This window comes from Paenarthrobacter sp. 4246, assembly GCF_040546855.1.
Taxonomy (GTDB): domain Bacteria; phylum Actinomycetota; class Actinomycetes; order Actinomycetales; family Micrococcaceae; genus Arthrobacter.
Genome location: NZ_JBEPOP010000004.1, coordinates 321,551 through 344,078 on the forward strand (window position 1 = coordinate 321,551; position 22,528 = coordinate 344,078).

Consider the following 22,528-nt stretch of genomic DNA (forward strand, 5'->3'; position numbering starts at 1 on the left):
CGTATTCCGTTTTTCATGTACTACAAGTGCCGTCGCCTCAGGACTTCCGGGCAGAGGCGACAGTGCGGGCCTTACCAACCCCGATGATGATCATCAGCAACGTCGCAGCAGCTAGTCCGCTGCCCACAACAAGCTGTTCTGTGGGGACAACGCCCGATGAGCCGTCCATGGCGCCGGGTACGGATCCGGGGGCCGAATGCAGGCCTTCAATGTTCTGCACCGCCAGTTGGAGGTTCTTGTCGGCCAGGCTTCCCCACGCATAGACAATGGTGTGCGTACCCTCGGCCACCGTCACATCGGCCGGACCAATCACGGGCGCCGTGGTGCCGGCTGCGGCCACTGCGGTCGAAATCGTGCCGGGGTCAAGGGTCAGTGTTTGCTCATTGGGATTGGCAAGATTGGTCACCACTGCCGTGCCCCCGGCAAGCACATCCACTGCAGGCGCTGCGGCCGTATGCCGTACGGTCAACTTGCCCTTGCCGGCTTCGATGCGTGAAACGTCGTTGGTGAAGAAGTTCGCGGTTGGTTTCCCGGCTGCATCGAGATTTGCGACGGCGGTGTAGTTGCCGTTCGCAGCCAGGGTCACCGTCACCGGACCAATAACCGGAGCCGAGGCGTCGGCGGCGTCGGAGGCCGTGATCGCCAGATCGTAGGCACCGGGCGGAAGTGCCAACGGGCCGGCAAGAGTGCCGGGCGTAAAATCGTCCAGGGTGCGCGCGCCGTTGACCCAGACGTCAACGGTCAATCCGGGCACACCATGCAGGACAGAGAGGTGAGCGTCACCCTCCGCCGCCTGCGCGGGGACAGCCAGGACGATAGCTGCTGCCAGTGCCGCAGAGCTGACTCCTGCTCCTGCCATGAATATTTTGCTGCGCATATCCTTCTCCTCAATCGGCCCGACGTGCGGGAATTTTTGCTGACACCCCTACTACCGTTGCAATGCCGGTACCGGATGCGGATGCGCAGTCTTTTCTTGAAAAGGCGTCCACTTCACGGAAAAGCCGCCCGCCGCCGTCGTACCTTTACCAGGGCACGACGGCGGAAGGCGGCTTTACCGCTCGGTGTCAGGCAGGCAGCTTGCTGGCAACCCGGGGCGCATCCTGCGCGGGCAGGCCCTCGCCGGTCTGGCCATAGAGCCAATCGTTGTACTGGAAATCGTTGTCCTTGCGGCTCTTGAAGAGCAGGTTTCGCAGCGTCCGGGCCAGTCCGGAGACGTGCCAGGACTCACCCCATACGCGCGCGGTGCGCTGCACCCGGGCAGTTCGCGCGGCACGGGCGGTGTTGTACGCCCCAAAGGCCTCGTCCCAAGCTGCCGGGTTGACGCCGCCGGAGGTGAAGACCGTACCCGCCGTGACGTCCTGCAGCACGGCCGCGTCCTCGAGCGCCTGGCAGGCTCCTTGGGCGAGGTACTGGAGCATGGGGTGGGCGGCATCGCCCATGAGGACCATGCGTCCGGCAACCCAGTTTTCGATCGGATCGCGGTCGTACATGGGCCAGCGAATGCCGGTGGCCAAATTGGCGAGCGCTGCCTGAACGGCGGGCACGCAGTCCTTATAGGCGGCCTGGAGCTCATCCACTCCCCCGTATTGCTCTTCACCGCGTTCAAAGGATGGCGACTTGAAAACGGCCACGGTGTTCAGCAGTTCGCCTTTTCGCAGCGGGTACTGAACCAGGTGGCAGTCGGGGCCGAGGTACACCACTACGTCTTCGAGGTCGGCGGCGGGGGTCTCCGACGTAATGGGAACAGTGCCGCGGTAGGCAACGTAGGCCGACGACACCGGCTCATCGGAGGCTACCAGCGGACGAAGCGTGGACTTCAACCCGTCGGCGCCAATCACTGCATCCGCTTCATAGACCGTACCCGAGGCAGTGTGAACCACTCCACGGCCGTTCACGGTTTCCACGCTGTCCACCATGACGTCGTTGACCAGCTTCACGCCCGCTGCTTCACATCCATCGAGGAGGATGCGGTGGAGATCGCTGCGGTGAATGACCACATAAGGGGCGCCGTAGCGTTCTTCGAATTCGCCGCGCAGCGATTGCCGGGTGAGCTCTTCGCCGGTAATCGCATCACGGAACACCAGATGCTTGGGCTGGACGCCGATCTCCAGCGCCTTTTCCAGGAGCCCCCACCTCTCCAGCACCCGTGAGGCGTTGGGGGCCATCTGAAGGCCGGCACCCACCTCGCCGAATTCGGGTGCCCGCTCCACCAGCGTGACGTTGGCACCATTTTCGCGGAGGGCCAGGGCTCCGGCCAGGCCAGCCATGCCCCCGCCCACAACCAGGACATCGGTGGAATTGTTGTACTCAGACATTGCTTGCTCCCTGGGAGATTGTGCGTTTGATTTTGAGCCCGATTGCGGCCAGCAGGAGCGAGGCGATCGCTGCGGCGCCGGCGAATGCGAGGAAGTTGGAGTTGACGCCCATCCCGGCCGCCAGAAGGAGCCCGCCTACCTGGGGTGCGATGACGGCACCAATGCGGCCAGTGCCAAGCGCCCATCCGAGCGCGGTCCCGCGAACATGGTCGGGATAGTGGCTGGCCACTGCGGCGATGATGAGGCACTGCGTGCCATGGGTTCCGACGCCCGCAAGAACCAGGGCCAGATAGACAACGGTTACGGGCGGGCTGACCAACAGGAGCGAAAGTCCGACGGCGGCGACACCGGCCGCTGCTATCGCCGTCGGAATCGGACCGAAACGCGTGCCCGCCCAGGCGGTAATGACCGAGCCGGCGACAGCGCCGAGGTTCAGCGCCAAGGCGAAGGTGAGCGCCGATCCCAGATTGTAGCCAGCCAATTGCATCAGGTTGGGCAGCCACGTGCCCAGGCCGTACCAGGCGAACAGTGTGGCTATGGTGGCCAGGGCGAAGAGCATGCTGACGCCCAAGTAGGGTGCACGAAGCAAGGAACCGAAGCCAGCGGCCGGCGTGTCCTTTTCAGAACCCGGCGTCAGTGTCTCCGGGATGTACTTCAGCCCGAGCGGCACCACGATCACCAACGCCAGCACTGCCACCAGGAACATGGACTGCCATCCGAAGGCTGGAATCATGGGGATCCCCACCAGTGCGGCGATTGACCCCCCTATTGGGACACCGGACATCATGAGAGTGGCTATGGTTGAACGCCATTTCGTGGGAACCAACTCAGCCACCAAGGCGTTTGCCGAGGGCACCAGCCCGCCGAGACCAATGCCGGCCAGAAGCCGCAAGCCACCAAATACGGCTGCGTTGGGCGCAAAAGCGCAGAGGACCGTGAAGACGGAAAAGGCAATCGCACAGCCGAGGATGGTCTTGCGCCTGCCCCACGAGTCGGCCATCCGACCAGCGAAGATGGCACCAATCATCATCCCGAGAAAGGCCATGGACCCGATGGTCCCCGCCGTTGCCTTGGTCAGCCCCCACCCGGTTTCCGAAATCAGGGAGGACTGGACGGTGCCGTAAACAATAAGGTCATAGCCGTCGAAGACCACCAACAGCCAGCACACCAGGACGGCGAGTGCCGAGCGCTTGGAGAAGCGTGGCGACCTCACCGGAGCACCGGCGGCATTCTCGATGGACCCTTGCGACGCTGCAGCGGGAAGTGTGTGATTCATCCCACCACTGTCAGACGAACGTGAGGCGAAGGGCCATACAATTCTGTTGTGCAGAATAAGCCCACGTCGCAGTCCACCCGGAAACCAGTGCAGAAGCGTCCCACCTATTCCATTGAGGCCGTGGACAACGCCTTGCAGCTCCTCCAACTGCTGCGTGATGGCGGCGCCCTCCGGCTGAAGGATGCGGCTTCGGAGTTGGGCGTAGCTCCGTCCACTGCCCACCGGCTGCTGGCCATGCTGGTGTACCGGGGATTCGCCGTCCAGGACGAGAACCGCCGGTACGTTCCCGGCCCCGCGATGGGCGTTGGACCAGCAGGTTTGAGCTGGACCAGGCTCCTGCGGGAGCTCGCCCAGCCCCACATGGAACTCCTTTCCTCGCGGCTCGATGAGACGGTCAACCTAATGGTCCGAGTGGGCACCAAGGTCCGTTTCCTCGCCACTGTGGAAGGCACCAATGTCCTCCGCATCGGCGACCGCCAAGGCACCGTCATGCCGGCCGATAAAACCTCCGGCGGCAAGGCCATGCTGGCCGAACTCGAACCCGCCATGATCGAGCAGCTGTTCCGCAGCCAGAATGCCGAAATCGGGGGCGACACTATCCCGGATTCTGAATATCCGGCATTTCACCGCGAACTCGACAGCATCCGCACCAACGGATTCGCGGCCAACTTCGAGGGCACCGAGGAAGGCGTCAGCGCGCTGGGCATGGCGCTCCACAACCGGCATGGACACGTCGTTGGCGCGCTCAGCGTCGCCACGCCTGCCACGCGGTTCCGGAAAGTGTTCGACGCCGGATTGGTCGCCGCCCTGCGCGAAACCTGCCGGCAGTTGGAAATCGACATCGCCGCCAACCCAACCGACTGAGCAGCGCATCAGGTCAACCAGCCTCCACCCACGTCTTGCGAGGCCCGCTCTGCACGAAAAGAATCCCGCGACGGGTGCAGAGTAGGCCTCACAAGGCAGGAATTAATTCTGTACAACAGAATTTCCTCGGACTGCTACCCAAGCATCCGTAGGGTCGAACTACGCCAAAACTGTTCGGACCCTATCGAGGAGGCTTACGTGTCCATCAGCGCCGAGAACACGACCCATGAATCTGTGGCCGCCAGCCACGCCTTGCCGGAGCCCACTGCGGAGGAAGCTGCCCAGTTGGAGCAGCTCTACAAGGACTTCGCTGCGGGGGACATGGTGCCGTTGTGGACGGAGATCGGTGACCTGATGCCGATGGTCCCTACCCCGAAGGCCGTCCCTCATGTGTGGCGGTGGAATGACCTGTATCCGTTGGCTGCCCGTGCCGGGGACCTGGTTCCCGTGGGCCGGGGTGGGGAACGCCGCGCGATTGCCCTGGCGAACCCGGGCCTGGCCGGCACCCCGTATGCGACCCCGACGTTGTGGGCCGCGATCCAGTACCTTGGTCCGCGTGAGGTCGCCCCGGAGCACCGCCATTCGCAGAACGCGTTCCGGTTCGTGGTGGAGGGCGAAGGTGTGTGGACCGTCGTGAACGGGGATCCCGTGGCGATGCGCCGCGGTGATTTCCTGCTCACCCCGGGCTGGAACTTCCACGGCCACCACAACGACACCGACCAGCCCATGGCGTGGATCGATGGGCTGGACATCCCGTTCGTGCACTACGCGGACGCCGGGTTCTTCGAGTTCGGCACCGAACGTGTCACCGACGAAGCCACCCCGGACATTTCCCGTTCCGAACGGCTCTGGGCCCACCCGGGCCTAAGGCCCCTGTCCGGTCTCGATGACACCACCAACTCCCCCATCGCCGCGTACCGCTGGGAACACACCGACGCAGCCCTGCGCGAACAGTTGCTGCTGGAGGATGAGGGCCACCCGGCCACGGTGTCCCAGGGCCATGCCGCTGTCCGGTACTCGAACCCGACCACCGGCAGGGACGTCATGCCCACCATCCGGGCCGAGTTCCACCGCCTCCGCGCCGGCGCCACCACCGACCCGCTCCGCGAGGTCGGTTCCAGTGTCTGGCAGGTCTTCGAGGGCGCCGGCACTGTCGTGTTGAACGGCGAGACCAAGCAGCTGGCCAAGGGTGACCTGTTCGTGGTCCCGTCCTGGCAGGAATGGTCCCTCCACGCGGACGCGGACGCTGTTACACAAACCGACTTTGATCTGTTCCGTTTCAGCGACGCCCCCATCTTCGAACGACTGAACTTCAACCGCAGCTACACCGAAGGACGCAAGTAAATGAGACTCCTGACCCTCCGCACTCCCGCTGGAACGAAAGCCGTCCGGCAGGACGGCGCCACCCTCACTGAGATTCCCGGCTTCGCCGACGTCGGCGCGCTGCTGGCCGACCCCGCCTGGGAACAAAAGGCTAAGGCTGCCAACGGCGCAACGCACGCGCTCGACGGCGCCGACCTCGCCGCCGTCGTGCCCGTACCGGGGAAGATCATCTGCGTTGGCCACAACTACCGCAACCACATCAAGGAAATGGGCCGGATGATTCCCGAATACCCCACCTTGTTCGCGAAGTACGCCGAGTCGCTGATCGGCCCGAACGATGACTTGGCGTTGCCGCAGGAATCGGACACCGTGGACTGGGAAGCCGAACTCGCCGTGATCATCGGTAGGAAGGGCCGCCGCATCGCCGAGGCCGACGCCGCGGAGCACATCGCCGGGTACGCGGTCCTGAACGACATCAGCATGCGCGACTACCAGTTCCGCACCATCCAGTGGCTCCAAGGCAAAACGTGGGAGAACTCCACCCCGTTCGGCCCGGCCCTGGTCACCCGCGACGAATTCACCGCCGACCCGCTCATGACCTCCGCTGTGGACGGGGAAATCCAGCAGTCCACCCCCACCGGCGACCTCGTCTTCACCCCCGAGTTCCTGGTCTCCTACATCTCCACCATCATTACCCTGAACCCGGGCGACGTGATCGCGACCGGCACCCCGGGCGGTGTGGGCCACGCCCAGGACCCCAAGCGGTACCTGCAGGAAGGCCAGCTCCTGGTCACCACCATCGAGGGCCTGGGCCAGCTGAACAACCGCGTGGTCAAGGAAGCCTGATGGTCGCCCGCTACGATCTCGCCACCGATCCGGGCCTGCAGGCAGACCTCCTGCAGGCCCGGCGGGGCACCGCGTTCTTCGCCCGCAAACTCAACGAACTCACCGACGCAGAGCTCGACGGCGGCAGCCTCCTTCCGGACTGGACGCGCCGCCATGTGGTGGCGCACGTGGGATACAACGCCCGTGCGATCGCACGCCTGCTCGAATGGGCTGCCACCGGGGTGGAGACGCCCATGTATTCCTCTCCCGAGGCACGGAACCACGAGATCAGCTTCGGCGCGACCCTGTCCCCGATCGCGTTGCGGAACCTGTTCGACCATTCCGCCGTGCACCTGTCCGTCGAATGGCGAGACCTCCCGGATGAGAACTGGGCCAACGAAGTCCGCACCGCCCAGGGCCGCACCGTCCCGGCGTCCGAAACAGTGTGGATGCGCACCCGCGAAGTCTGGATCCACGCCGTGGACCTGGACAACGGAGCCGCCTTCAACGACATCCCTGCCCCGGTCCTCGAACGACTCCTCAAAGACATCACCGGCGCGTGGAAAACCCGCGGCACCGACACAGGGCTCCTCATCAACGTCACCGACACTGCTGGGAACGGCACCGACCTGACGTTCGGCGACACCAGCGCCGCGGACCCGACGACCATCACCGGCCCCCTCCCCGCCGTCGTCGAATGGGCCACAGGCCGCGGCGACTCCGGTGTCACGGTCGCCGGGCCCAGTGCCGAAAGTGCCGTCCTGGCCGCCCCGAAGTGGATTTAGCCAGCCCACCCATGGCGATGCGCGCCCAGTAAGCGCACTATGGGGAGATGAACGCCTCCAGCGCCGATGATTGGGTGCAGGGAGGTTCCGGTAGCTTCGGGCCTGGCCTGCACCCCTGGAGCCGCTATGTGGCGTTGGGCGACTCTTTCACCGAAGGGTTGGGCGATCCCGAGCCGCGAAGTCCCGGTGGCCTCCGCGGCTGGGCGGACAGGGTTGCGGAAGAATTGAGCACCGGTCATGAGGATTTCGCGTACGCCAACCTGGCCATCAGCGGACGCTTGCTGCACGAGATCATGGCGGAGCAGGTTGGCCCGGCACTGGACCTCAAACCAGATCTGATCACCCTCAACGCCGGCGGCAACGACCTGCTCTTCCATAGGAGCGATCCTGACAAACTCGCCATGGAGCTGGATGCAGGAGTGGCAGCGTTGGCCTCCGCCGGCGCCACCATCCTGCTGTTTACTGGTCCGGACTGGGGCGCCACCCCAGTGTTGGGCCTGGCCCGCGGCAAGGTGGCCATCTACAACGAGAACATTCGGGTAGTGGCTGCCCGCCACGATGCCGTGGTGGCCGATCTATGGGCGTTGCGCGAGCTGACCGACCCCAGAATGTGGGATCCGGACCGACTCCACTTCTCGCCGCTCGGCCAACACACCATCGCCATGATGGTGCTCAACACCCTTGGCGTTCCGCATTCCCTGGAGCCGTTGACTCCGAAGGCCCTGCCCGAGCGCAACTGGCGCGAGGCCCGGGCAGGAGACATCGTCTGGGCCCGCGAGCATCTCTTCCCGTGGGTCGTGCGTCGCCTGACGCAGCGGAACGCCGACGACGGCCGGCACCCCAAGCGACCGGAACCCGGCCCGGTGTTCGGCGCCGGGATGCCGCCCGGAACGTTCGTCGGCAACGACCCCCGGAACATCACCGACTAACTCACGGAGTCATTGGACTGGTCTCCCTCGCCCACAGCCCTCCGTCGTCGAGCATGAGCCAGTCGTCAGCTGGCAGGCTGGGCTTCTGTCTGTGTCCGGATGCTCCACGCCGACCAGTCCAGCGGATGAACCGAGGGGCGTCCCAAGAGGTATCCCTGGGCTGCGGTGATGTTGAGCGCCGTGACTTCCTTGAGTTCTTCGGCCGTCTCAATGCCAACAGCAATGACTTCCGCACCGATTTCCCTGGCGAGCTCAACAATCGCCCTGGCCCTGATCCTTTGGCCTTCGCTGCTTTCGATGCCTTCGATCAGGTGGCGGTCCAGTTTGATGATGTCCGGGCGCAGTTGTTCCACCCGCTCCAATGCGACCAACGCTGCCCCGGAGGCGCTGACGGCCAGGCGCAAACCCAAGGCGCGCAGTGGCCCAAGGCCGTCGCGGCCGGTTTGCCCTCCGACGTCGGCCAGGCTGCCCGTGAGTTCGACAATGATTCGGTCAGGCGCGAGTGCCGCAGCAGCCAGCAGGTTCCGGACCCTGGGGTCGCTGGATGTTGCGGGGGTGAGGTTGAGGGCAACGGACATGGTGTCCGGGACGTCGTGCGCCGCGGTGAGAGCGCAGTGGAGGGCAGCGATCTCCAACTCGGTTCCCAGCCCCGCGGCGGCAGCCTCACTGAACCAGACATCGGCGCCGGCGCCGTCTTCACCGACGAACCGGGTGAGTGCTTCAACGCCCACTACGTCGCCAGTGGGGAGTGCATGGACGGGCTGGAAGGCGGTCAGCAGAAGCTTGTCCGCCAGGACTGCCTGGATTCCTTCCCGGACTTCGTGGCTGACGGGAACCGACACGGTCCGCGCCGCGTCAACGGACTCGAGGTGGACGCTGGCGGATTCGAGGTGAACCGGCACCGTGGATGCCGGCGCGGCCTCTTTGCGGGTTTCCAGCAGATGCTCCAACAAGGCACGCTGAGGGTCTTCGGGATGCGCCTCCAACAACGCACCAAGCCTGATTCTGGCGGCTTCGCTGCGCGGTTCGGTATCGGCAAGGATGGATTCGATGATGTCGTTCACCTGCTCGCGCATGGTCGCCTTAGCAGGCGGTGACGTTTCACCAGGCGGTGACGCGTTGGCGCCATCCTGTGAAAGAGAGCCCTCTTCTTGAGCCATCAGCTATTCCTTTATGTGTATCCCCCGCTGGCAGAGCCAGACAAACTACCTGACCGGCCCATCTGTGGGCCCTGTCACGAATAATACAGAAGAACACTTCGCCGTTGTGCCGGTGCGCTTTTCCAAGCGCGCAAAACCGTGTCGCTCGGCTGCCGGCCTGAGATGCTTAGGGGGTGACGTCCCTTTCAACGGAAGCACCCCGCACCGCGCTCAGCTGGAAACTACTACCGGCGGCGCTGCTTTCGCTGTCCGGCATTCCCCTCTTTGCGATGGGAAACGAACTGCTGGGCTACGGCTTGCTGCTGGCCAGTGTTGTTACCGCCGCTTTCATTGACAGCCGGCTGATGCGCCACCTCGCGTTGATCGCGGCAGGCATGACCATCTTCAGCATGGTGCCTCTCAATGCCGACCTCAGCACGGAGCACATGGCCCTGATGGGCGGGGCGCTCGCGCTGGCAGTGCTGGTGCCGTGGCTGGTGTCCCGCTTTGTGTATCGGGAAGACATCATTAAATTCCCCATCAACACCGGCAGGAAATGGCCCCTGGCAGCAAAGCTGTACTTGATAGGCGTCGTTGCGCTGGGCTACTTCATCCTGCCCGTCTACCTGATCAGCACCGGCGTGTACCAAAACTGGCCCGACGCCTCCGATCCCGACATCTTCTGGCGGCTCTTCCTGGGCGTCAACGCCGTAGGAATCTGGGACGAACTGTTCTTCATCTGCACCACGTTCACCCTGCTGCGACAACACTTCCCGGACTGGCTGGCCAACCTCCTGCAAGCTGTGGTTTTCTCCTCATTCCTGTGGGAAATCGGATATCAGTCCTGGGGTCCCTTGCTGACGTTCCCGTTCGCGTTACTGCAGGGGTACACCTTCAAGCTGACCAAGTCGTTCACCTACGTGGTGTCGGTACACCTGCTCTTCGACTTCGTGTTGTTCCTTGCGCTGGTCCACGCCCACAACCGGGATTGGCTGCCGATCTTCCTCTACTAGCCCTGATCCGCTGCCGGGAAGCCAGCAGAACCTGCCCACACCTCTTCGGAAACCTCGATTTCCTGCGCCATGTCATCCAGGAACCGCATGACGATCATCCGTTCATCCGGGGCGAGACGGGCAGCCGCCAGGAACCGCTTGGCTTGCTGCCGTCCCACCGTCCGCATCGCGGCCTCGTGCGTTTCGGGGGTGATGGCTATGGCGAGGGCCCTCCGATCGGAGGGGTGGGCGCGTCGCGTCACATGTCCCGCGCGTTCCAACCGGTCGAGCAGCTTGGTGGTTGACGCCGTCGAGATGCTGAGGCGGGAGGCTATTGCGCCGGGGGTGGCAATCACGCCATGGTTGGCGCAGACAATCAAGTAGTGCAGTGCACGCATGTCTGATTGGTTGAGCTTCATGTACCTCAGGGAGGCGTCGGATAGCCGCTGTTCTGCCTCTCGAAGCCGTCCCAAGGCAGCCATGAGGTCACTGATCTGCTGGACGTCCTCTTCGGAGAGACCGGATCGGTCCACTAAGTCCCCATGAGGATCGTTGGCGTCCAGATGATAAATGCCGGAGGAAACCGGGGTCCCGGCTTCTTCAGGAATCTCTTCAGGACTGGACATGTTGAGTATGTTACACCCAACTTCCTACATGGTAGCCTTTCTTCTAGCTTGTCTAGCAATATTCAAGTTTCCCTAAGGCACCGGGTGTAGGAGGTAGGCGCAGGATGAACGCGACAGAGATGGTGGTCCTCCTGGACGACGCCGGAACACCCATCGGGGAGGCCGCAAAAGCGGGAGTGCACACACTGGACACGCCCCTTCATTTAGCCTTCTCCTGCTACTTGCTCAACGACTCCGGCGAGGTCCTCCTGACCCGCCGTTCACCTGAAAAGAAGACCTGGCCGGGAGTTTGGACCAACAGTTTCTGCGGCCACCCGGCACCAGGCGAGGAGTTTGAGGACGCTGTGATGCGGCGTGCGCAGTTTGAACTCGGGGTGGACGCCAAGAGGATCGAACTGGTCCTCCCGGATTTCCGCTACAGAGCCGTGGACCCCACTGGCATCGTCGAAAATGAGGTCTGCCCCGTATTCATGGCCCGGATCAGCGGCCCCCTGCAACCGAATCCAGCCGAGGTTGCTGACTGGGCCTGGATTTCCCCGGCCCTGCTCGACGATGCCTTGGCACACACGCCGTCCGCTTTCAGTCCGTGGCTCGGCCTGCAGTTCCCCCGACTCCTGGAAGCGCGGGCGTTGCCTTTACACGAGGGAGTCAAAGCATGACCGTCACCTCCGGATCCCTCCGAAGCCGCACAGACCTCTGCGGCGCCATCGAAAACGAGCTGACCGGACTGATCGGCAAGAGGGCCAGCGCGGCAACCGCCTACGGTCCAAACTTCGCCAGGCTGTGGGGCTTGGCCGGCCAGAACGTGCTGGGGGGCAAGTTTGTCCGCCCCTTGCTGCTCATGGAAACGTACGACGCCCTCCTGCAGCGCGGCTCATCACGGCCGGAACAACAAAGCCCCGGCCAACGCGAAACTGCCATCAGCATCGCCGCCGCCATCGAACTCCTCCACTACGCCTTCCTCCTGCATGATGACGTGATCGACGGAGACCTCGTCCGGCGGGGGCACCCCAACCTCATCGGTTCCCTCCTTGCAGAAACCGGCGAGCTCCCCCGTCCGGATGGTGGCCTTCACTGGGCCCAGACCGGCGGAATCCTGATGGGCGACATGCTGCTCGCCGCAACCCATCAAGCCTTCGCCCGCGCTGATCTCCCCCACGAATTACGGCTCCGCCTTCTGGACCTCCTGGAACACACCATCAACGAGACCGTAGCCGGCGAGCAACTGGACGTGGGCCTGGGCGACGGCGTCATTGCGCCGGACCTGGAAACCATCCTGGTGATGTGTGGCTACAAAACCGCCACATACACCTTCGAGCTGCCGTTGCGTGCGGCCGCCGCGCTGGCCGGTGCGGACTTCGCCGTCGAGACTGCGCTTGCAACTGCCGGCCGGCATCTTGGCCTGGCTTTCCAGCTCCAGGACGACCTCCTGTCCACCTTTGGGGATCCGCGCCGCCATGGCAAGGATCCTTTTTCGGACCTGCGGGAAGGCAAGGAAACTGCCATCATCGCCCATGCGCGGACCACCAGCACGTGGCCGCACATCGCGCCCCTCTTCGGCAGGCCCGGACTCAACGGTGAGGAAGGCGAGCACGTCCGCCGCCACCTCACCGATTGCGGTGCAGAAGCATTTGTCCAGAACCTCATCGAGGAACAGATGGCAGCGTTTGATCATCAGCTCACAAGCACCATTCCGCAGGACGCACGGAACGTGCTGCTTGACCTTGCGCGGCAGCTGGAAGGACGGCAATCATGAGCGTCGCCACCGATACCTCTTTTACCCATTTCACCCGGACGGCCGAGAGGGCCGCCAACCAAGTCATCGCCGCCTATTCCACGTCCTTCGGCCTGGCATGCAGGTTGCTGGGGCCCCGGCACCGCCAGCACGTCCGGAACATCTACGCCCTGGTGCGTGTGGCGGACGAGCTCGTGGACGGCGTCACCGCGGAAGCCGGCCTCAGCTACCAGGAACAGTGCGACGCCTTGGCCCACTTCATCGATGAGACCCACCGCGCGGTCAAGCTCGGCTACAGCAGCGATCTCATCATCCACGCTTTTGCCCAGACTGCCAGGACGGCGGGCATTGATGAGACCCTCATCGACCCCTTCTTCGCTTCCATGCGAACGGACCTCGGCGAGCGCACGTCAGCGGGCACTTCTGCGCAGCAGCCGGCACCACTCCGTTTCGACGCCGATGCCCATGATGGCTACGTGCACGGTTCCGCTGAGGTGGTGGGGCTGATGTGCCTGCGCGTCTTCATGCGGGATGAAAACATCGACGACGGCGACGCCGCAGCTTTGCAGTATGGCGCCAGCAGGTTGGGCGCTGCTTTCCAGAACATCAACTTCCTCCGCGACCTGGCGGACGATACCTCCCGGTTGGGCCGCAACTACCTCGGCACCTCGGACCACCTTGAGGAGCATGACCGGGTGGAGTGGGTCAGGACAGTCCGGGCGCAGCTGGCCGACGCCAGCGCCGTCATTCCGATGCTGCCACGCGATGCCAGGGCCGCTGTCCGGAGTGCGTTGGCGCTGTTCCAGGCCCTCACGGACAGGATTGAACAGACCACGGTAGACGAGCTGTATCGCTCCCGGGTCCGTGTGCCTGACGCCGTGAAAGCCGGGCTCGCAGCCCGCGCCGTCGCCTCAACCTGGATGGAGCTGTACCGATGACGCGGACTGTAGTGATCGGCGGCGGCATCGCTGGGCTTGCCACCGCCGCACTCCTCGCCCATGAAGGCCACGAGGTCCAGCTCCTGGAGCAGCGCGACCAAGTGGGCGGCCGCGCCGGCAGCCTGGAACGGGACGGCTTCCGCTTCGACACCGGCCCCTCCTGGTACCTGATGCCCGGTGTCTTCGACCACTTCTTCAAGCTGCTTGGCACCAGCGCGGCAGAACAGCTGGACTTGCGGACGCTCAGTCCCGCGTACCGTATCTTCAGCGAGCCAAACCACGACGGCGTGCGGCCGGACCCGCTGACAGTCCCGCTGGGCAGCGACCAGGTTCTGGAAACCTTCGAAAGCGTAGAGCCCGGCAGCGCCAGGGAACTCACCTCCTACCTCGCGTCCGCGCGTCACACCACTGAAATGGCTGAACGGTTCTTCCTCTACAATCCGTTCACCAGGCCGCAAGGGCTGCTTCATCCGGAAGTACTACGGAGCCTGCCCAAGCTCGCGCAACTGCTCCTGACACCGCTGGATAAGTACGTGTCCCAACGGTTCCAGCACCCCGTGCTCCGGCAGGTCCTGGGATACCCGGCGGTGTTCCTTGGCACCAATCCTTCCGATGCTCCCGCCATGTATCACTTGATGAGTGCGCTGGACCTGGGCGACGGCGTCCAATATCCGATCGGCGGATTCTGGGAGCTCGTGAGTCGACTGGAGTCGTTGGCGGTGGATGCCGGCGTAAGGATCCATACCGGTGCCGAAGCCTTGAAGATCACCACCCGCGAGGCACCCCGGACAAGGAAGGTGGGCCGCTTCGATGGCGTGAAGCTTCCGCCTGCCCTGTCCGGGAAGGTTGGCCGTGAAGTCACCGGGGTCAAGTGGCGCGACAACTCGGGCACGGAGCACTACAGCGTTGCGGACCTGGTGGTCTCCGGCGCCGACCTGCACCACACCGAAACCCAACTGCTGGGCGTCAGGGACCGGAGCTACAACAGCAAGTATTGGCAGAGCCGCACCAGCGGACCCGGCGCCGTCTTGGTGATGTTGGGCGTCAAGGGTTCTTTGCCGGAACTTCCCCACCATTCCTTGTTCTTCACCAGGGATTGGGAGGCGAACTTTGCAGCCATTTTTGGTGAGGAGACCAGCATCCCGGAACCTGCTTCCATCTACGTCTGCAAACCCAGTGCCACCGACACCGGCGTTGCGCCACAAGGGCACGAGAACCTCTTTGTCCTGGTTCCTGTCCCGGCCGATCCTTCGCTGGGAGGGGGCGGACCCGATGGCAGCGGCGATGTCCTCATCGAGCGGACCGCCGATGCCGCCATCGACCAGATCGCCCAGTGGGCCAACATCCCGGACCTCCGCGACCGGGTGGTGGTCAGGCACACCATTGGACCCGCCGACTTCGCTGATGAGTACAACTCCTGGCGCGGCGGCATGCTGGGACCGGCGCATACCCTGGGCCAAAGTGCCATGTTCAGGGCACAGAATGCCTCGAAGCGTGTCCGGGGCCTCTACTACGCCGGCGCCACCACGGCCCCGGGAGTGGGAGTGCCCATGTGCCTCATCAGTGCCGAGCTGGTCTTGAAACGAATCCGCGGCGATCACAGTGCCGGCCCTACCACTGTGAGGCCCGTAGCTAGCAGGATTGGCTGATGGGTGTTCTCTACTTGGTGTCGTTGCTGCTGGGCATCACCTGCATGCTCCTGCTCGACCACCGCTTCCGGTTGTTCTTCTGGCGCGACGCTAAAGCAGCGGCGATAGTCACCGCCGTCGGGGTCCTGTTCCTTCTTGCCTGGGACCTGGCCGGGATCGGTTTGGGAATCTTCCTGCGAGGTGAAGGCGCCATCGCCACGGGGCTATTAATCGCCCCGGAGCTGCCCATCGAGGAGCCTGTGTTCCTGCTGTTCCTGGTGCTGTGCACCATGGTCCTGTACACGGGCGCCCGGCGGCTGCTTGGCTCGAGCACGGCCACGCGCACTGCGAAGCAGCGGGAGCGGGAGAACGCATGACGTACCTGTGGCTCGCCCTCGCGTTCATTGCCGCGGCAGTGATCGCCGGCGTGATCTTCGCCCGGCAAGGCGCCCAACCCGGAGAAACGGGCAAACACTGGAAAGCTGTGGGCCTCGCTTTTGCCGCGTTGGCCGCCCTGACCGCAGTGTTCGACTCCGTCATGATCGGGATGGAACTCTTCCACTACGACGCTTCGCACATCCTCGGCGTCAAAGTAGGGCTCGCTCCGATCGAAGACTTTGCGTACCCGCTGGCTGGTGTCGTGGCACTTCCCGGGCTGTGGCTGTGGCTGACGCGGGAACGCACGCAACCCAGCCAGAGCCGCACGGAACCGGGGCGCAAGGGCCTCGTCCCGCAGGCCTTGCTCGCCTCCCGCCCCGTCAGTTGGATCAACACCGCCTACCCGTTCGCGGCGGCAATGCTGCTCACTACCCGTGAGATCGACTGGGTGCTGGTGGTGGGCACCTTCTACTTCCTCATCCCCTACAACCTGGCCATGTACGGGATCAACGACGTCTTCGACTACGAATCCGACCTGAAGAACCCCCGCAAGGGCGGCATGGAGGGTGCACTGCTCCAGCCGCGCCTGCACCGCCCCATGCTGTGGCTCGCGGCCATCACCAATGTGCCGTTCCTGCTGGTGCTGGCGTTTGCGGGCGGACCTGCCGCATGGATCAGCCTGACCGTCAGCGCCTTCGCGGTGGTGGCTTACTCCGTCGCTGGGCTTCGCTTCAAGGAACGGCCAGTCTTGGACTCGCTGACGTCCAGTACGCACTTCGTCAGTCCCGCCGTCGTCGGATTGGCGCTGGCCGGCGCGGAGGTGACCCCCGGCCTGGTGATCCTGCTCGCGGCCTTCTTCCTCTGGGGCATGGCCGCGCACGCCTTCGGCGCTGTCCAGGACATCGAACCCGACCGGCAGGCCGGCATCGGCTCCATAGCAACAGTGTTCGGTGCCCGCCGGACGGTGAGGCTCGCCGTCGTGCTCTGGCTTGTTGCGGGACTCGCGATGCTCGCCACGCCGTGGCCCGGGCCGCTTGCGGCAATCATCGCCCTCCCGTATATCGCCAACTGCGCGCCTTGGTGGCACGTGACGGATACGACGGCGGCACGCACCAATGTGGCTTGGCGCCGGTTCATTTGGCTCAACTACGGTTCAGGATTCCTGGTGACTCTCATTCTGATCCTGCAGTGGAGCCTCACGTCATGACGGGGTGGGATCCCCGGGTTCTTCATCAATCGTGTCCAGCGCTTCACGCATGTGCTGCAGGAAGTTCACCACAATGTGCGACTCGTCCGGGTTCAATGCGCACGCCGCATCCAGCATCCGGCGGTGCATTCCACCGAGGGTGTGCCGTACTTCCTGGTCCGATCCCGGAGTGGCCTTCAGGATCAAGGCCCGGCGATCTGTGGGGTGGGGTTCGCGCCGAATATGGCCTGACTCCACCAACCGGTCGATCAGGGTTGTCATGGACGCCGACGTTATGCCCAGCTTGTCGCCCAGATCCTTCGGCTTCATCACTTTGCCGGCGGCCTCGGCTTCAAACAGGTAGCGCAGTGCCAGCAGGTCCTTCTCGCCCATGCCCATGGACGAACGGGTCCGGCGTCGCATCGCTTGTTCGGAGGCGCGGTAATCCCGCAGGGCGTTCAGCACATCAATGGCAATGGCCTTCTGACCTGGGTCTTTGCCGTACCAATAGCCCTTTGCGTGGCCTTCCGAGTCCATCCGATGGTCCTTTGATAAACGTAAAGCTTGTCTTGCTAGCAATTTGATAGTAAGTCACGGACCCCGTGAATGCATGACGCAGCACGATTGGCGCACGTCCTACCCACGTCCTACAAGGAAAGAGGCTCTGCACATGGCAACAGTACGCTCGGACCTCGCCCGGCAGATCACGGTCACTGTGAGCTTGGTGATCTGCATCGTTGGCTCGATGATCGGCGTCGGAGTTTTCGGCGGAACCCCGATCGCCCAGGCAGCAGGCGGTGCGCTGGCCGCCGACTCCACGCTCCTCGCCCCCGCAACCCCCGCCTTCTCCATCTGGTCCGTGGTGTACGCCGGCCTGGTTGCCTACACGGTATGGCAGTGGTTGCCGTCTCAGCGGGCCAATCCGCGGCAGCGCTCCCTTGGTTGGATCGTGGCCGCGTCCATGGTCCTGAACGCCGCGTGGATCCTGTCCGTACAGGCTGGCTGGCTCTTTGTCAGCGTGCTGGTAATCCTGGCCCTGCTGGTGACCCTTGTCCTGGCGTTTCTTCGGTACAGCCAGAGCCGCGCTACCTCGTGGTTTGAAGCTGTTGCGGTGGACGGGACTTTGGGGTTGTACCTCGGCTGGACCAGCGTGGCCGTGTGCGCCAACATTGCCGCTGCCTTGAACGCCTCCGGCTTCTCAGGCTTCGGGTTGCGGCCCGAGGTCTGGTCCGTCGGCGTGCTGGTAGTGGTGGCCGTTGTGGGCATCGCCTTGGCCATCAAGGGACACGGCCGCCTCGCCCTCGCAGCCGCCATCGCGTGGGGCCTGGCTTGGATCACTGTTGGCCGCAGCACCGATTCACCCGAGTCATTCCCGACGGCGGTCGCGGCGGCTGTCGCTGCTGCGTTGGTTCTCGGATCAGCGATCACGGTGAGGACCCGGGTGGTGCTGGCTGGGCGCGGGGTTTCCGGTAGCCGGTAAACCCTGCCTTGCTTCGCGCCAGCAGGCGGCAGGGCAGGCGATGCCGGATACTTGCGCGGTTTTCCACATAGGCGAAGTCAGGCCTGATATTCGATTCTCCCGACTGGAAGAGTTGGGACATGGAGCAGATTCGGACCAGGCAAGCGGGCGGCCACGTCGTGCCCTTACCGGCCGATGCCTCGACGCCCTGGGAGACGGCTCAGCCCGGTGCTACGTTGGCGGGCCTCGCGGCCGTTATTGCGTCCTTGCCCGCGAGCACAGGCAGTGGCGAGCTTGTCAATGAGCTTCGCGCCCTGGAGGACCTCAAATCCGCGATTACAGCGCGTCAGGCCAGGGCCGCTGTCGCTTTGGATCTGGCTCAGCGCCGGGAGCAGGCCGAAGCAGGCGTTCCCACGGCAGAGCAAGGCCGCGGTGTTGCCGCGCAGGTAGCCCTCGCCCGGCGCGAATCACCGAACCGCGGGTCCCGACTCCTCGGTCTGGCGAAGGCGCTGGTCACGGAGATGCCACGCACCATGGCCGCCCTCGAAACAGGCCAGCTTAGCGAATGGCGCGCCACCCTGTTGGTCAAGGAAACTGCGTGCCTCAGCGTTGAAGACCGCGCCGCCGTGGATGAAGAACTGGCACCGGACACGGGCACGTTCAACGGGTCCGGTGACAGGGTCATCATCGCGGCTGCGAAGGCCGCAGCCTACCGGCGAGATCCCCGCTCGGTCACCCAGCGGGCCAGTCACGCCGCCGCAGAACGTAGGGTCAGCCTTCGCCCGGCTCCGGACACCATGACAATCCTCACCGCCCTGCTTCCAGTGGCTCAAGGTGTCGCCGCCTACGCTGCCCTTAGCCGTCACGCAGATTCAGCCCGCTCGACCGGCGACAGCCGAAACCGTGGACAGATCATGGCCGACACCTTGGTGGAACGCGTCACGGGAACACCTGGCGGGGTCGCAGGGATCGACCTCCAACTCGTCATGACCGACCGCACGCTCTTCCAAGGCGACAGCGAACCGGCCCGCCTCCAGGGTTACGGAATCGTCCCCGCTGAATGGGCAAGAGTTCTCCTGGCAGACGGCCCCACTGAGCCAGAGGGACAGGCTGGGAAAACCGGGTCGGACGCGCAAACAGGGCCTGAGGCACCGGCTGCCAAGTCCACGAGCCAGAGCCACCAAGATGCGGAAACCAAGGAGCGCCAAGAATTCCGAGTGATGATCCGGCGACTTTACACCGCTCCGGGAAGCGGCGAACTGCTGACCATGGACTCCAAAGCGAGGATCTTCCCCCAACGATTACGGCGCTTCATCGAGGTCCGGGACGACACCTGCCGAACCCCGTACTGCGATGCGCCCATTAGGCATATGGACCATGTGGTCCCTTGGCACGACGGCGGGACCACCACCCTGAACAATGGCGCGGGGCTATGCGAGGCATGCAACCACACCAAGGAAAACCCCGGCTGGAGCGCCAGTGTGCCGCACGGCCAAACGCACACCTTGGAAGTCCGCACCCCTACCGGGCACATCTATCAATCGAAGGCGCCACCTCTGCCGGGGCGCGAGGATGCGTCGCCACCTGCTGCGCCGGGCAGGCCGTCCGCAGCGGTACATCCCCAGCAGCCACAACTGCAGCATGCCAGGGAGACCTAATCCACGACAAAGGCATACGCAGCTGCGTCATCCACAGCGGCGTGGTCATACACAGCGGCGTTGCAACAGCTGCTAGGCCGGGCAGGCATCCTTCAATGCTTGAACGGACTCAGCCGGTACTTGGTCGCCGGCTTCGGCGATCTGACGGAGGGGCGTGGTGATATCGGAGGGAACGCCTGCGGCATCGGCGGCTGTCACCAGGCCGGCGAGTACCTGCTTGTCCTCGGCGCCTACCAGGCCGTCTTGGACTACGGCGCAGATCTGCTTGGTCACTTCGTCGGCGGCGGCGGTGGCAACCTTTGATGCGGCCTCACTGGCAGCGTTTCCGGCTGCCTCCTCAACGGCTCCGCAGCCCACGAGCAGCAGCAGAACGGGAACGGCGGACAGGGCTGCAAGTCGACGGGTCATGGGTCCAGCCTAGCAATCCTGCAGCAGAGCCTGCCGCGGCGTGGCTCCGCTGTGCCGGCAGTGCCTGAGGCGACCACCGACACAGCGCAGCAGACCTAGCCTGCAATGAGTTCCTTGACCGGACCTTGGTGCAGAGCAAGGTAAACATCGTCCCGGATCTGGTTCGCCTCAGGATCGGTCATTGTCCGCTCAAGGGGACGCATCACCACCCGTATCAGGGCGTTGGCCTGCCCGCGTCTGATGCGGAGTCGGTCCCGTGCTGCCGCCGGAAGCTTCCGGCCGGGCGTCAACGCCAACAGCTCCACGCTTTCCAGATCCTCAGCCTGCTCCCCCAGAGCCGAACGAACCGCATCGCCAAGCAACTCATCGTCCATGTCCTCTGCAACCACAATCGAAATGTCCCTGGTGATTGAAGGCATCCGGGAGACAGCTTTCCACGACGACAGGTCCAGCATTTGCCGTTGAATCCTCGGATCCGCAGACCGGAGCAGCCTGATGTCGGGAATGCCCTTGCGAAGCATCAGGGCGCGGTCCAAACCCATCCCCAGCGCAAGGCCCCACCATTTTCCGGGATCAAGGCCCGCGTCCAGGAAAAGCTGCGGTGCCATGAGCCCACACTCAGCGAGTTCCAGCCACTCGCCACCCATAAGAACGTCAAGCTGCAAACCCTCCGTCGTGTAAGGGTGGGTTGCCGGAACGGCACGCCACTCGGCGCCCGGGAGTACAGCAGCCACCAAGGCACTGATCATCTCCTGAAGGTGCCCGTCGTGCAGCTCTCCGGTGGAACTCACACGCCACAAGTCCATCTGGTGGGGCGTGCCCACGTGGGTGCGATCAATGGAGTCCCGCCGGTAGACGATGCCGGGAATCGCCCAGAGCTCATCCACGCCCTCGGCTGGATCAATCGCCCGCAAGAGCGTAGGGATGGACGCCGAGGTATGGCTGCGCAGCATAACGGTAGGGCTGACATAGCGAGAGTATCGCTGGTCGCGCGTAATGTCCGCCCCGCTGAACCCCAAGCGGTCATAGTTGTCCACGACGCTGACCAAGGGGCTGTGACGTACGGTTCTGCCGGGCACGCTCCACTGCGTCTGAAGCGCGTCCACCACGTCATGCAAGAGTTTCTGCATGGCATGCGGACCGTGGTCGGGGTTGGAGAGGTCCCTGATGGTCAAAGCATCGTGAAGCTCGGAAGGGCTTAAATAAACAGGCATTTCTGGTCCTTAAGTCTTGGAGTGAGTGGGTTCCTCCCCCGACTCACTCCGGCGCCAGGACCTAGGCGCGCGCCTTAGTGCCCTCGCGACCGGACACCGGTCGGGGGCAAGTAAATCGACGCATGGAGAGCATGGGCCGACTCTACCTCTGTCCGCCGCGAAGGCACAGACCCCCGATCAGCAGTCCCGTTACTTATTGGTCGGTTTGTTTCAACGCCTGGCTGACGGTGTGTACCGGCGCCATAATGCTGGCGGCATCGTCGTCCCAGAGCTGTTGCTGGTTGATCATCCTGCACTATTGCTTCCGGCCGCCGGCGAGTCGAAGAGACGCAGCCCCACCTATGCTTGGGGGATGGGTGAAGAGACTGTGGACCACAAGGCCTTGGCTGTCTGCATGATTGATATCTCGTCCGACATTCGCCGCAAGTCACTCAACGAGACAGGACTCCGCCCTATCTCGAATGGTGTGCTGGAAATCCTCCGCGTTGTTGAAGGCCATCCGGGCGTCACCGTTGCTGAAGTGGCGGCCAGGCTCGGGCGACAGCTGAGCAATGTCAGTTCCCAGTTGCGCGAGCTCGTAGCTGCTGGCTTGGTCACGCGTGTCAAGGATTCCTCGGACAAACGCTACGTTTCCCTCCACCCAACGGACGAATCCAGACGGATCAAGTCGCTCTTGGAGGGCGAATGGGCGGAAGCTCTCATTGCTGCGAGCGCCCGCTTGCTTCCCGAAGAGCGCCAGCAGATCGCGGCCAGCCTTCCGGCGCTGCAGCGGCTGGCTTCATTCCTTTCGGAACCTGAGATGGCCCTGCCACACCCCAAGATGCCCCTTCCTCAGCCCAAGAACACGTAA

General features: G+C 64.0%; 23 protein-coding genes. 15 read left to right on the forward strand and 8 right to left on the reverse strand.

Annotated features, from left to right (window positions below; all coding sequences use genetic code 11):
* Positions 1-37: 37 nt before the first annotated feature.
* The 3 genes from ABIE35_RS09430 to ABIE35_RS09440 form a co-directional block, all read right to left on the reverse strand.
* Complete coding sequence (locus tag ABIE35_RS09430) at positions 38-877, reverse strand: DUF4397 domain-containing protein (RefSeq protein ID WP_354514353.1); 840 nt, start codon at positions 875-877, stop codon at positions 38-40.
* A 187-nt stretch (positions 878-1,064) separates the two neighbouring features.
* Entirely contained in the window at positions 1,065-2,315 is a 1,251-nt protein-coding gene (locus ABIE35_RS09435) for an FAD-dependent oxidoreductase (protein ID WP_354514355.1), read from the reverse strand.
* Positions 2,308-3,591 (reverse strand): MFS transporter, encoded by a 1,284-nt coding sequence (locus ABIE35_RS09440; protein WP_354514357.1) that lies wholly within the window; start codon positions 3,589-3,591, stop codon positions 2,308-2,310. Before ABIE35_RS09440 ends, ABIE35_RS09435 begins: the two co-directional genes overlap by 8 nt.
* A gap of 48 nt (positions 3,592-3,639) precedes the next feature.
* Here ABIE35_RS09440 and ABIE35_RS09445 point away from each other — a divergent pair, with 48 nt between their 5' ends.
* From ABIE35_RS09445 to ABIE35_RS09465, 5 genes are all read left to right on the forward strand, one after another.
* Entirely contained in the window at positions 3,640-4,455 is an 816-nt protein-coding gene (locus ABIE35_RS09445) for an IclR family transcriptional regulator (protein WP_354514359.1), read from the forward strand.
* Between the two features lie 198 nt (positions 4,456-4,653).
* The gene (locus ABIE35_RS09450) at positions 4,654-5,799 is read left to right on the forward strand and encodes a cupin domain-containing protein (RefSeq protein WP_354514361.1); all 1,146 of its coding nucleotides are present in this window, start codon (positions 4,654-4,656) and stop codon (positions 5,797-5,799) included.
* Positions 5,800-6,624: a fumarylacetoacetate hydrolase family protein gene (locus ABIE35_RS09455; protein ID WP_354514363.1), complete on the forward strand. Its 825-nt coding sequence runs from the start codon at positions 5,800-5,802 to the stop codon at positions 6,622-6,624.
* Positions 6,624-7,388 (forward strand): maleylpyruvate isomerase family mycothiol-dependent enzyme, encoded by a 765-nt coding sequence (locus tag ABIE35_RS09460; protein WP_354514365.1) that lies wholly within the window; start codon positions 6,624-6,626, stop codon positions 7,386-7,388. The genes ABIE35_RS09455 and ABIE35_RS09460 overlap by 1 nt, the downstream gene beginning before the upstream one ends.
* Positions 7,389-7,435: 47 nt before the next feature.
* Positions 7,436-8,317: a GDSL-type esterase/lipase family protein gene (locus ABIE35_RS09465; RefSeq protein ID WP_354514367.1), complete on the forward strand. Its 882-nt coding sequence runs from the start codon at positions 7,436-7,438 to the stop codon at positions 8,315-8,317.
* 65 nt (positions 8,318-8,382) lie between these two features.
* Here the strand turns inward: ABIE35_RS09465 and ABIE35_RS09470 are convergent, their stop codons facing one another.
* Positions 8,383-9,393: an EAL domain-containing protein gene (locus tag ABIE35_RS09470; RefSeq protein WP_354514369.1), complete on the reverse strand. Its 1,011-nt coding sequence runs from the start codon at positions 9,391-9,393 to the stop codon at positions 8,383-8,385.
* A 257-nt stretch (positions 9,394-9,650) separates the two neighbouring features.
* On the opposite strand from ABIE35_RS09470, the gene ABIE35_RS09475 reads away from it, so the two are divergent.
* The gene (locus ABIE35_RS09475; protein WP_354514371.1) at positions 9,651-10,469 is read left to right on the forward strand and encodes a CPBP family intramembrane glutamic endopeptidase; all 819 of its coding nucleotides are present in this window, start codon (positions 9,651-9,653) and stop codon (positions 10,467-10,469) included.
* Here the strand turns inward: ABIE35_RS09475 and ABIE35_RS09480 are convergent.
* On the reverse strand, positions 10,466-11,074 hold the full coding sequence (locus tag ABIE35_RS09480; protein WP_354514373.1) for a MarR family winged helix-turn-helix transcriptional regulator: 609 nt from the start codon (positions 11,072-11,074) through the stop codon (positions 10,466-10,468). The genes ABIE35_RS09475 and ABIE35_RS09480 overlap by 4 nt on opposite strands.
* Positions 11,075-11,178: 104 nt before the next feature.
* Here ABIE35_RS09480 and idi point away from each other — a divergent pair, with 104 nt between their 5' ends.
* From idi to ABIE35_RS09510, 6 genes are read left to right on the forward strand one after another with little or no spacing between them, the layout of a single operon-like run.
* Positions 11,179-11,733 carry an isopentenyl-diphosphate Delta-isomerase gene (gene idi, locus ABIE35_RS09485; protein ID WP_354514375.1) on the forward strand — a complete coding sequence of 185 codons (555 nt, stop codon included), beginning with the start codon at positions 11,179-11,181 and terminating at the stop codon, positions 11,731-11,733.
* The gene (locus ABIE35_RS09490) at positions 11,730-12,830 is read left to right on the forward strand and encodes a polyprenyl synthetase family protein (RefSeq protein WP_354514377.1); all 1,101 of its coding nucleotides are present in this window, start codon (positions 11,730-11,732) and stop codon (positions 12,828-12,830) included. Before idi ends, ABIE35_RS09490 begins: the two co-directional genes overlap by 4 nt.
* Positions 12,827-13,747, forward strand: coding sequence for a phytoene/squalene synthase family protein (locus ABIE35_RS09495; protein WP_354514379.1), 921 nt, complete (start codon positions 12,827-12,829; stop codon positions 13,745-13,747). The genes ABIE35_RS09490 and ABIE35_RS09495 overlap by 4 nt, the downstream gene beginning before the upstream one ends.
* The gene (gene crtI, locus ABIE35_RS09500; protein WP_354514381.1) at positions 13,744-15,396 is read left to right on the forward strand and encodes a phytoene desaturase family protein; all 1,653 of its coding nucleotides are present in this window, start codon (positions 13,744-13,746) and stop codon (positions 15,394-15,396) included. The genes ABIE35_RS09495 and crtI overlap by 4 nt, the downstream gene beginning before the upstream one ends.
* Positions 15,396-15,752, forward strand: coding sequence for a lycopene cyclase domain-containing protein (locus tag ABIE35_RS09505; protein ID WP_354514383.1), 357 nt, complete (start codon positions 15,396-15,398; stop codon positions 15,750-15,752). Before crtI ends, ABIE35_RS09505 begins: the two co-directional genes overlap by 1 nt.
* Complete coding sequence (locus ABIE35_RS09510) at positions 15,749-16,960, forward strand: prenyltransferase (RefSeq protein ID WP_354514385.1); 1,212 nt, start codon at positions 15,749-15,751, stop codon at positions 16,958-16,960. Before ABIE35_RS09505 ends, ABIE35_RS09510 begins: the two co-directional genes overlap by 4 nt.
* Here ABIE35_RS09510 and ABIE35_RS09515 read toward each other — a convergent pair.
* Positions 16,955-17,476 carry a MarR family winged helix-turn-helix transcriptional regulator gene (locus ABIE35_RS09515; protein WP_354514387.1) on the reverse strand — a complete coding sequence of 174 codons (522 nt, stop codon included), beginning with the start codon at positions 17,474-17,476 and terminating at the stop codon, positions 16,955-16,957. The two genes, ABIE35_RS09510 and ABIE35_RS09515, sit on opposite strands and share 6 nt — an antisense overlap.
* Before the next feature lie 133 nt (positions 17,477-17,609).
* Between ABIE35_RS09515 and ABIE35_RS09520 the strand changes: the two genes are divergently transcribed.
* Complete coding sequence (locus tag ABIE35_RS09520; protein WP_354514389.1) at positions 17,610-18,419, forward strand: TspO-related membrane protein; 810 nt, start codon at positions 17,610-17,612, stop codon at positions 18,417-18,419.
* 119 nt (positions 18,420-18,538) lie between these two features.
* Positions 18,539-20,056, forward strand: coding sequence for an HNH endonuclease (locus tag ABIE35_RS09525; RefSeq protein WP_354514391.1), 1,518 nt, complete (start codon positions 18,539-18,541; stop codon positions 20,054-20,056).
* 72 nt (positions 20,057-20,128) lie between these two features.
* On the opposite strand, the gene ABIE35_RS09530 is transcribed toward ABIE35_RS09525, so the two are convergent.
* Positions 20,129-20,464 (reverse strand): hypothetical protein, encoded by a 336-nt coding sequence (locus tag ABIE35_RS09530; protein ID WP_354514393.1) that lies wholly within the window; start codon positions 20,462-20,464, stop codon positions 20,129-20,131.
* Positions 20,465-20,559: 95 nt separating this feature from the next.
* Complete coding sequence (gene srmL / locus ABIE35_RS09535) at positions 20,560-21,678, reverse strand: PheS-related mystery ligase SrmL (RefSeq protein WP_354514395.1); 1,119 nt, start codon at positions 21,676-21,678, stop codon at positions 20,560-20,562.
* 352 nt (positions 21,679-22,030) lie between these two features.
* Between srmL and ABIE35_RS09540 the strand changes: the two genes are divergently transcribed.
* Positions 22,031-22,528, forward strand: coding sequence for a MarR family winged helix-turn-helix transcriptional regulator (locus tag ABIE35_RS09540; protein ID WP_354514397.1), 498 nt, complete (start codon positions 22,031-22,033; stop codon positions 22,526-22,528).

Excerpts from the sequence above, each read along its gene's own strand:
- ABIE35_RS09430 (WP_354514353.1), bottom strand. The coding sequence starts at position 877 with ATGCGCAGCAAAATATTCATGGCAGGAGCAGGAGTCAGCTCTGCGGCA.
- ABIE35_RS09435 (WP_354514355.1), bottom strand. The coding sequence starts at position 2,315 with ATGTCTGAGTACAACAATTCCACCGATGTCCTGGTTGTGGGCGGGGGC.
- ABIE35_RS09440 (WP_354514357.1), bottom strand. The coding sequence starts at position 3,591 with ATGAATCACACACTTCCCGCTGCAGCGTCGCAAGGGTCCATCGAGAAT.
- ABIE35_RS09455 (WP_354514363.1), top strand. The coding sequence starts at position 5,800 with ATGAGACTCCTGACCCTCCGCACTCCCGCTGGAACGAAAGCCGTCCGG.
- ABIE35_RS09460 (WP_354514365.1), top strand. The coding sequence starts at position 6,624 with ATGGTCGCCCGCTACGATCTCGCCACCGATCCGGGCCTGCAGGCAGAC.
- ABIE35_RS09465 (WP_354514367.1), top strand. The coding sequence starts at position 7,436 with ATGAACGCCTCCAGCGCCGATGATTGGGTGCAGGGAGGTTCCGGTAGC.
- ABIE35_RS09470 (WP_354514369.1), bottom strand. The coding sequence starts at position 9,393 with ATGCGCGAGCAGGTGAACGACATCATCGAATCCATCCTTGCCGATACC.
- ABIE35_RS09480 (WP_354514373.1), bottom strand. The coding sequence starts at position 11,074 with ATGTCCAGTCCTGAAGAGATTCCTGAAGAAGCCGGGACCCCGGTTTCC.
- idi (WP_354514375.1), top strand. The coding sequence starts at position 11,179 with ATGAACGCGACAGAGATGGTGGTCCTCCTGGACGACGCCGGAACACCC.
- ABIE35_RS09490 (WP_354514377.1), top strand. The coding sequence starts at position 11,730 with ATGACCGTCACCTCCGGATCCCTCCGAAGCCGCACAGACCTCTGCGGC.
- ABIE35_RS09495 (WP_354514379.1), top strand. The coding sequence starts at position 12,827 with ATGAGCGTCGCCACCGATACCTCTTTTACCCATTTCACCCGGACGGCC.
- crtI (WP_354514381.1), top strand. The coding sequence starts at position 13,744 with ATGACGCGGACTGTAGTGATCGGCGGCGGCATCGCTGGGCTTGCCACC.
- ABIE35_RS09505 (WP_354514383.1), top strand. The coding sequence starts at position 15,396 with ATGGGTGTTCTCTACTTGGTGTCGTTGCTGCTGGGCATCACCTGCATG.
- ABIE35_RS09510 (WP_354514385.1), top strand. The coding sequence starts at position 15,749 with ATGACGTACCTGTGGCTCGCCCTCGCGTTCATTGCCGCGGCAGTGATC.
- ABIE35_RS09515 (WP_354514387.1), bottom strand. The coding sequence starts at position 17,476 with ATGGACTCGGAAGGCCACGCAAAGGGCTATTGGTACGGCAAAGACCCA.
- ABIE35_RS09520 (WP_354514389.1), top strand. The coding sequence starts at position 17,610 with ATGGCAACAGTACGCTCGGACCTCGCCCGGCAGATCACGGTCACTGTG.
- ABIE35_RS09525 (WP_354514391.1), top strand. The coding sequence starts at position 18,539 with ATGGAGCAGATTCGGACCAGGCAAGCGGGCGGCCACGTCGTGCCCTTA.
- ABIE35_RS09530 (WP_354514393.1), bottom strand. The coding sequence starts at position 20,464 with ATGACCCGTCGACTTGCAGCCCTGTCCGCCGTTCCCGTTCTGCTGCTG.
- srmL (WP_354514395.1), bottom strand. The coding sequence starts at position 21,678 with ATGCCTGTTTATTTAAGCCCTTCCGAGCTTCACGATGCTTTGACCATC.
- ABIE35_RS09540 (WP_354514397.1), top strand. The coding sequence starts at position 22,031 with ATGGGTGAAGAGACTGTGGACCACAAGGCCTTGGCTGTCTGCATGATT.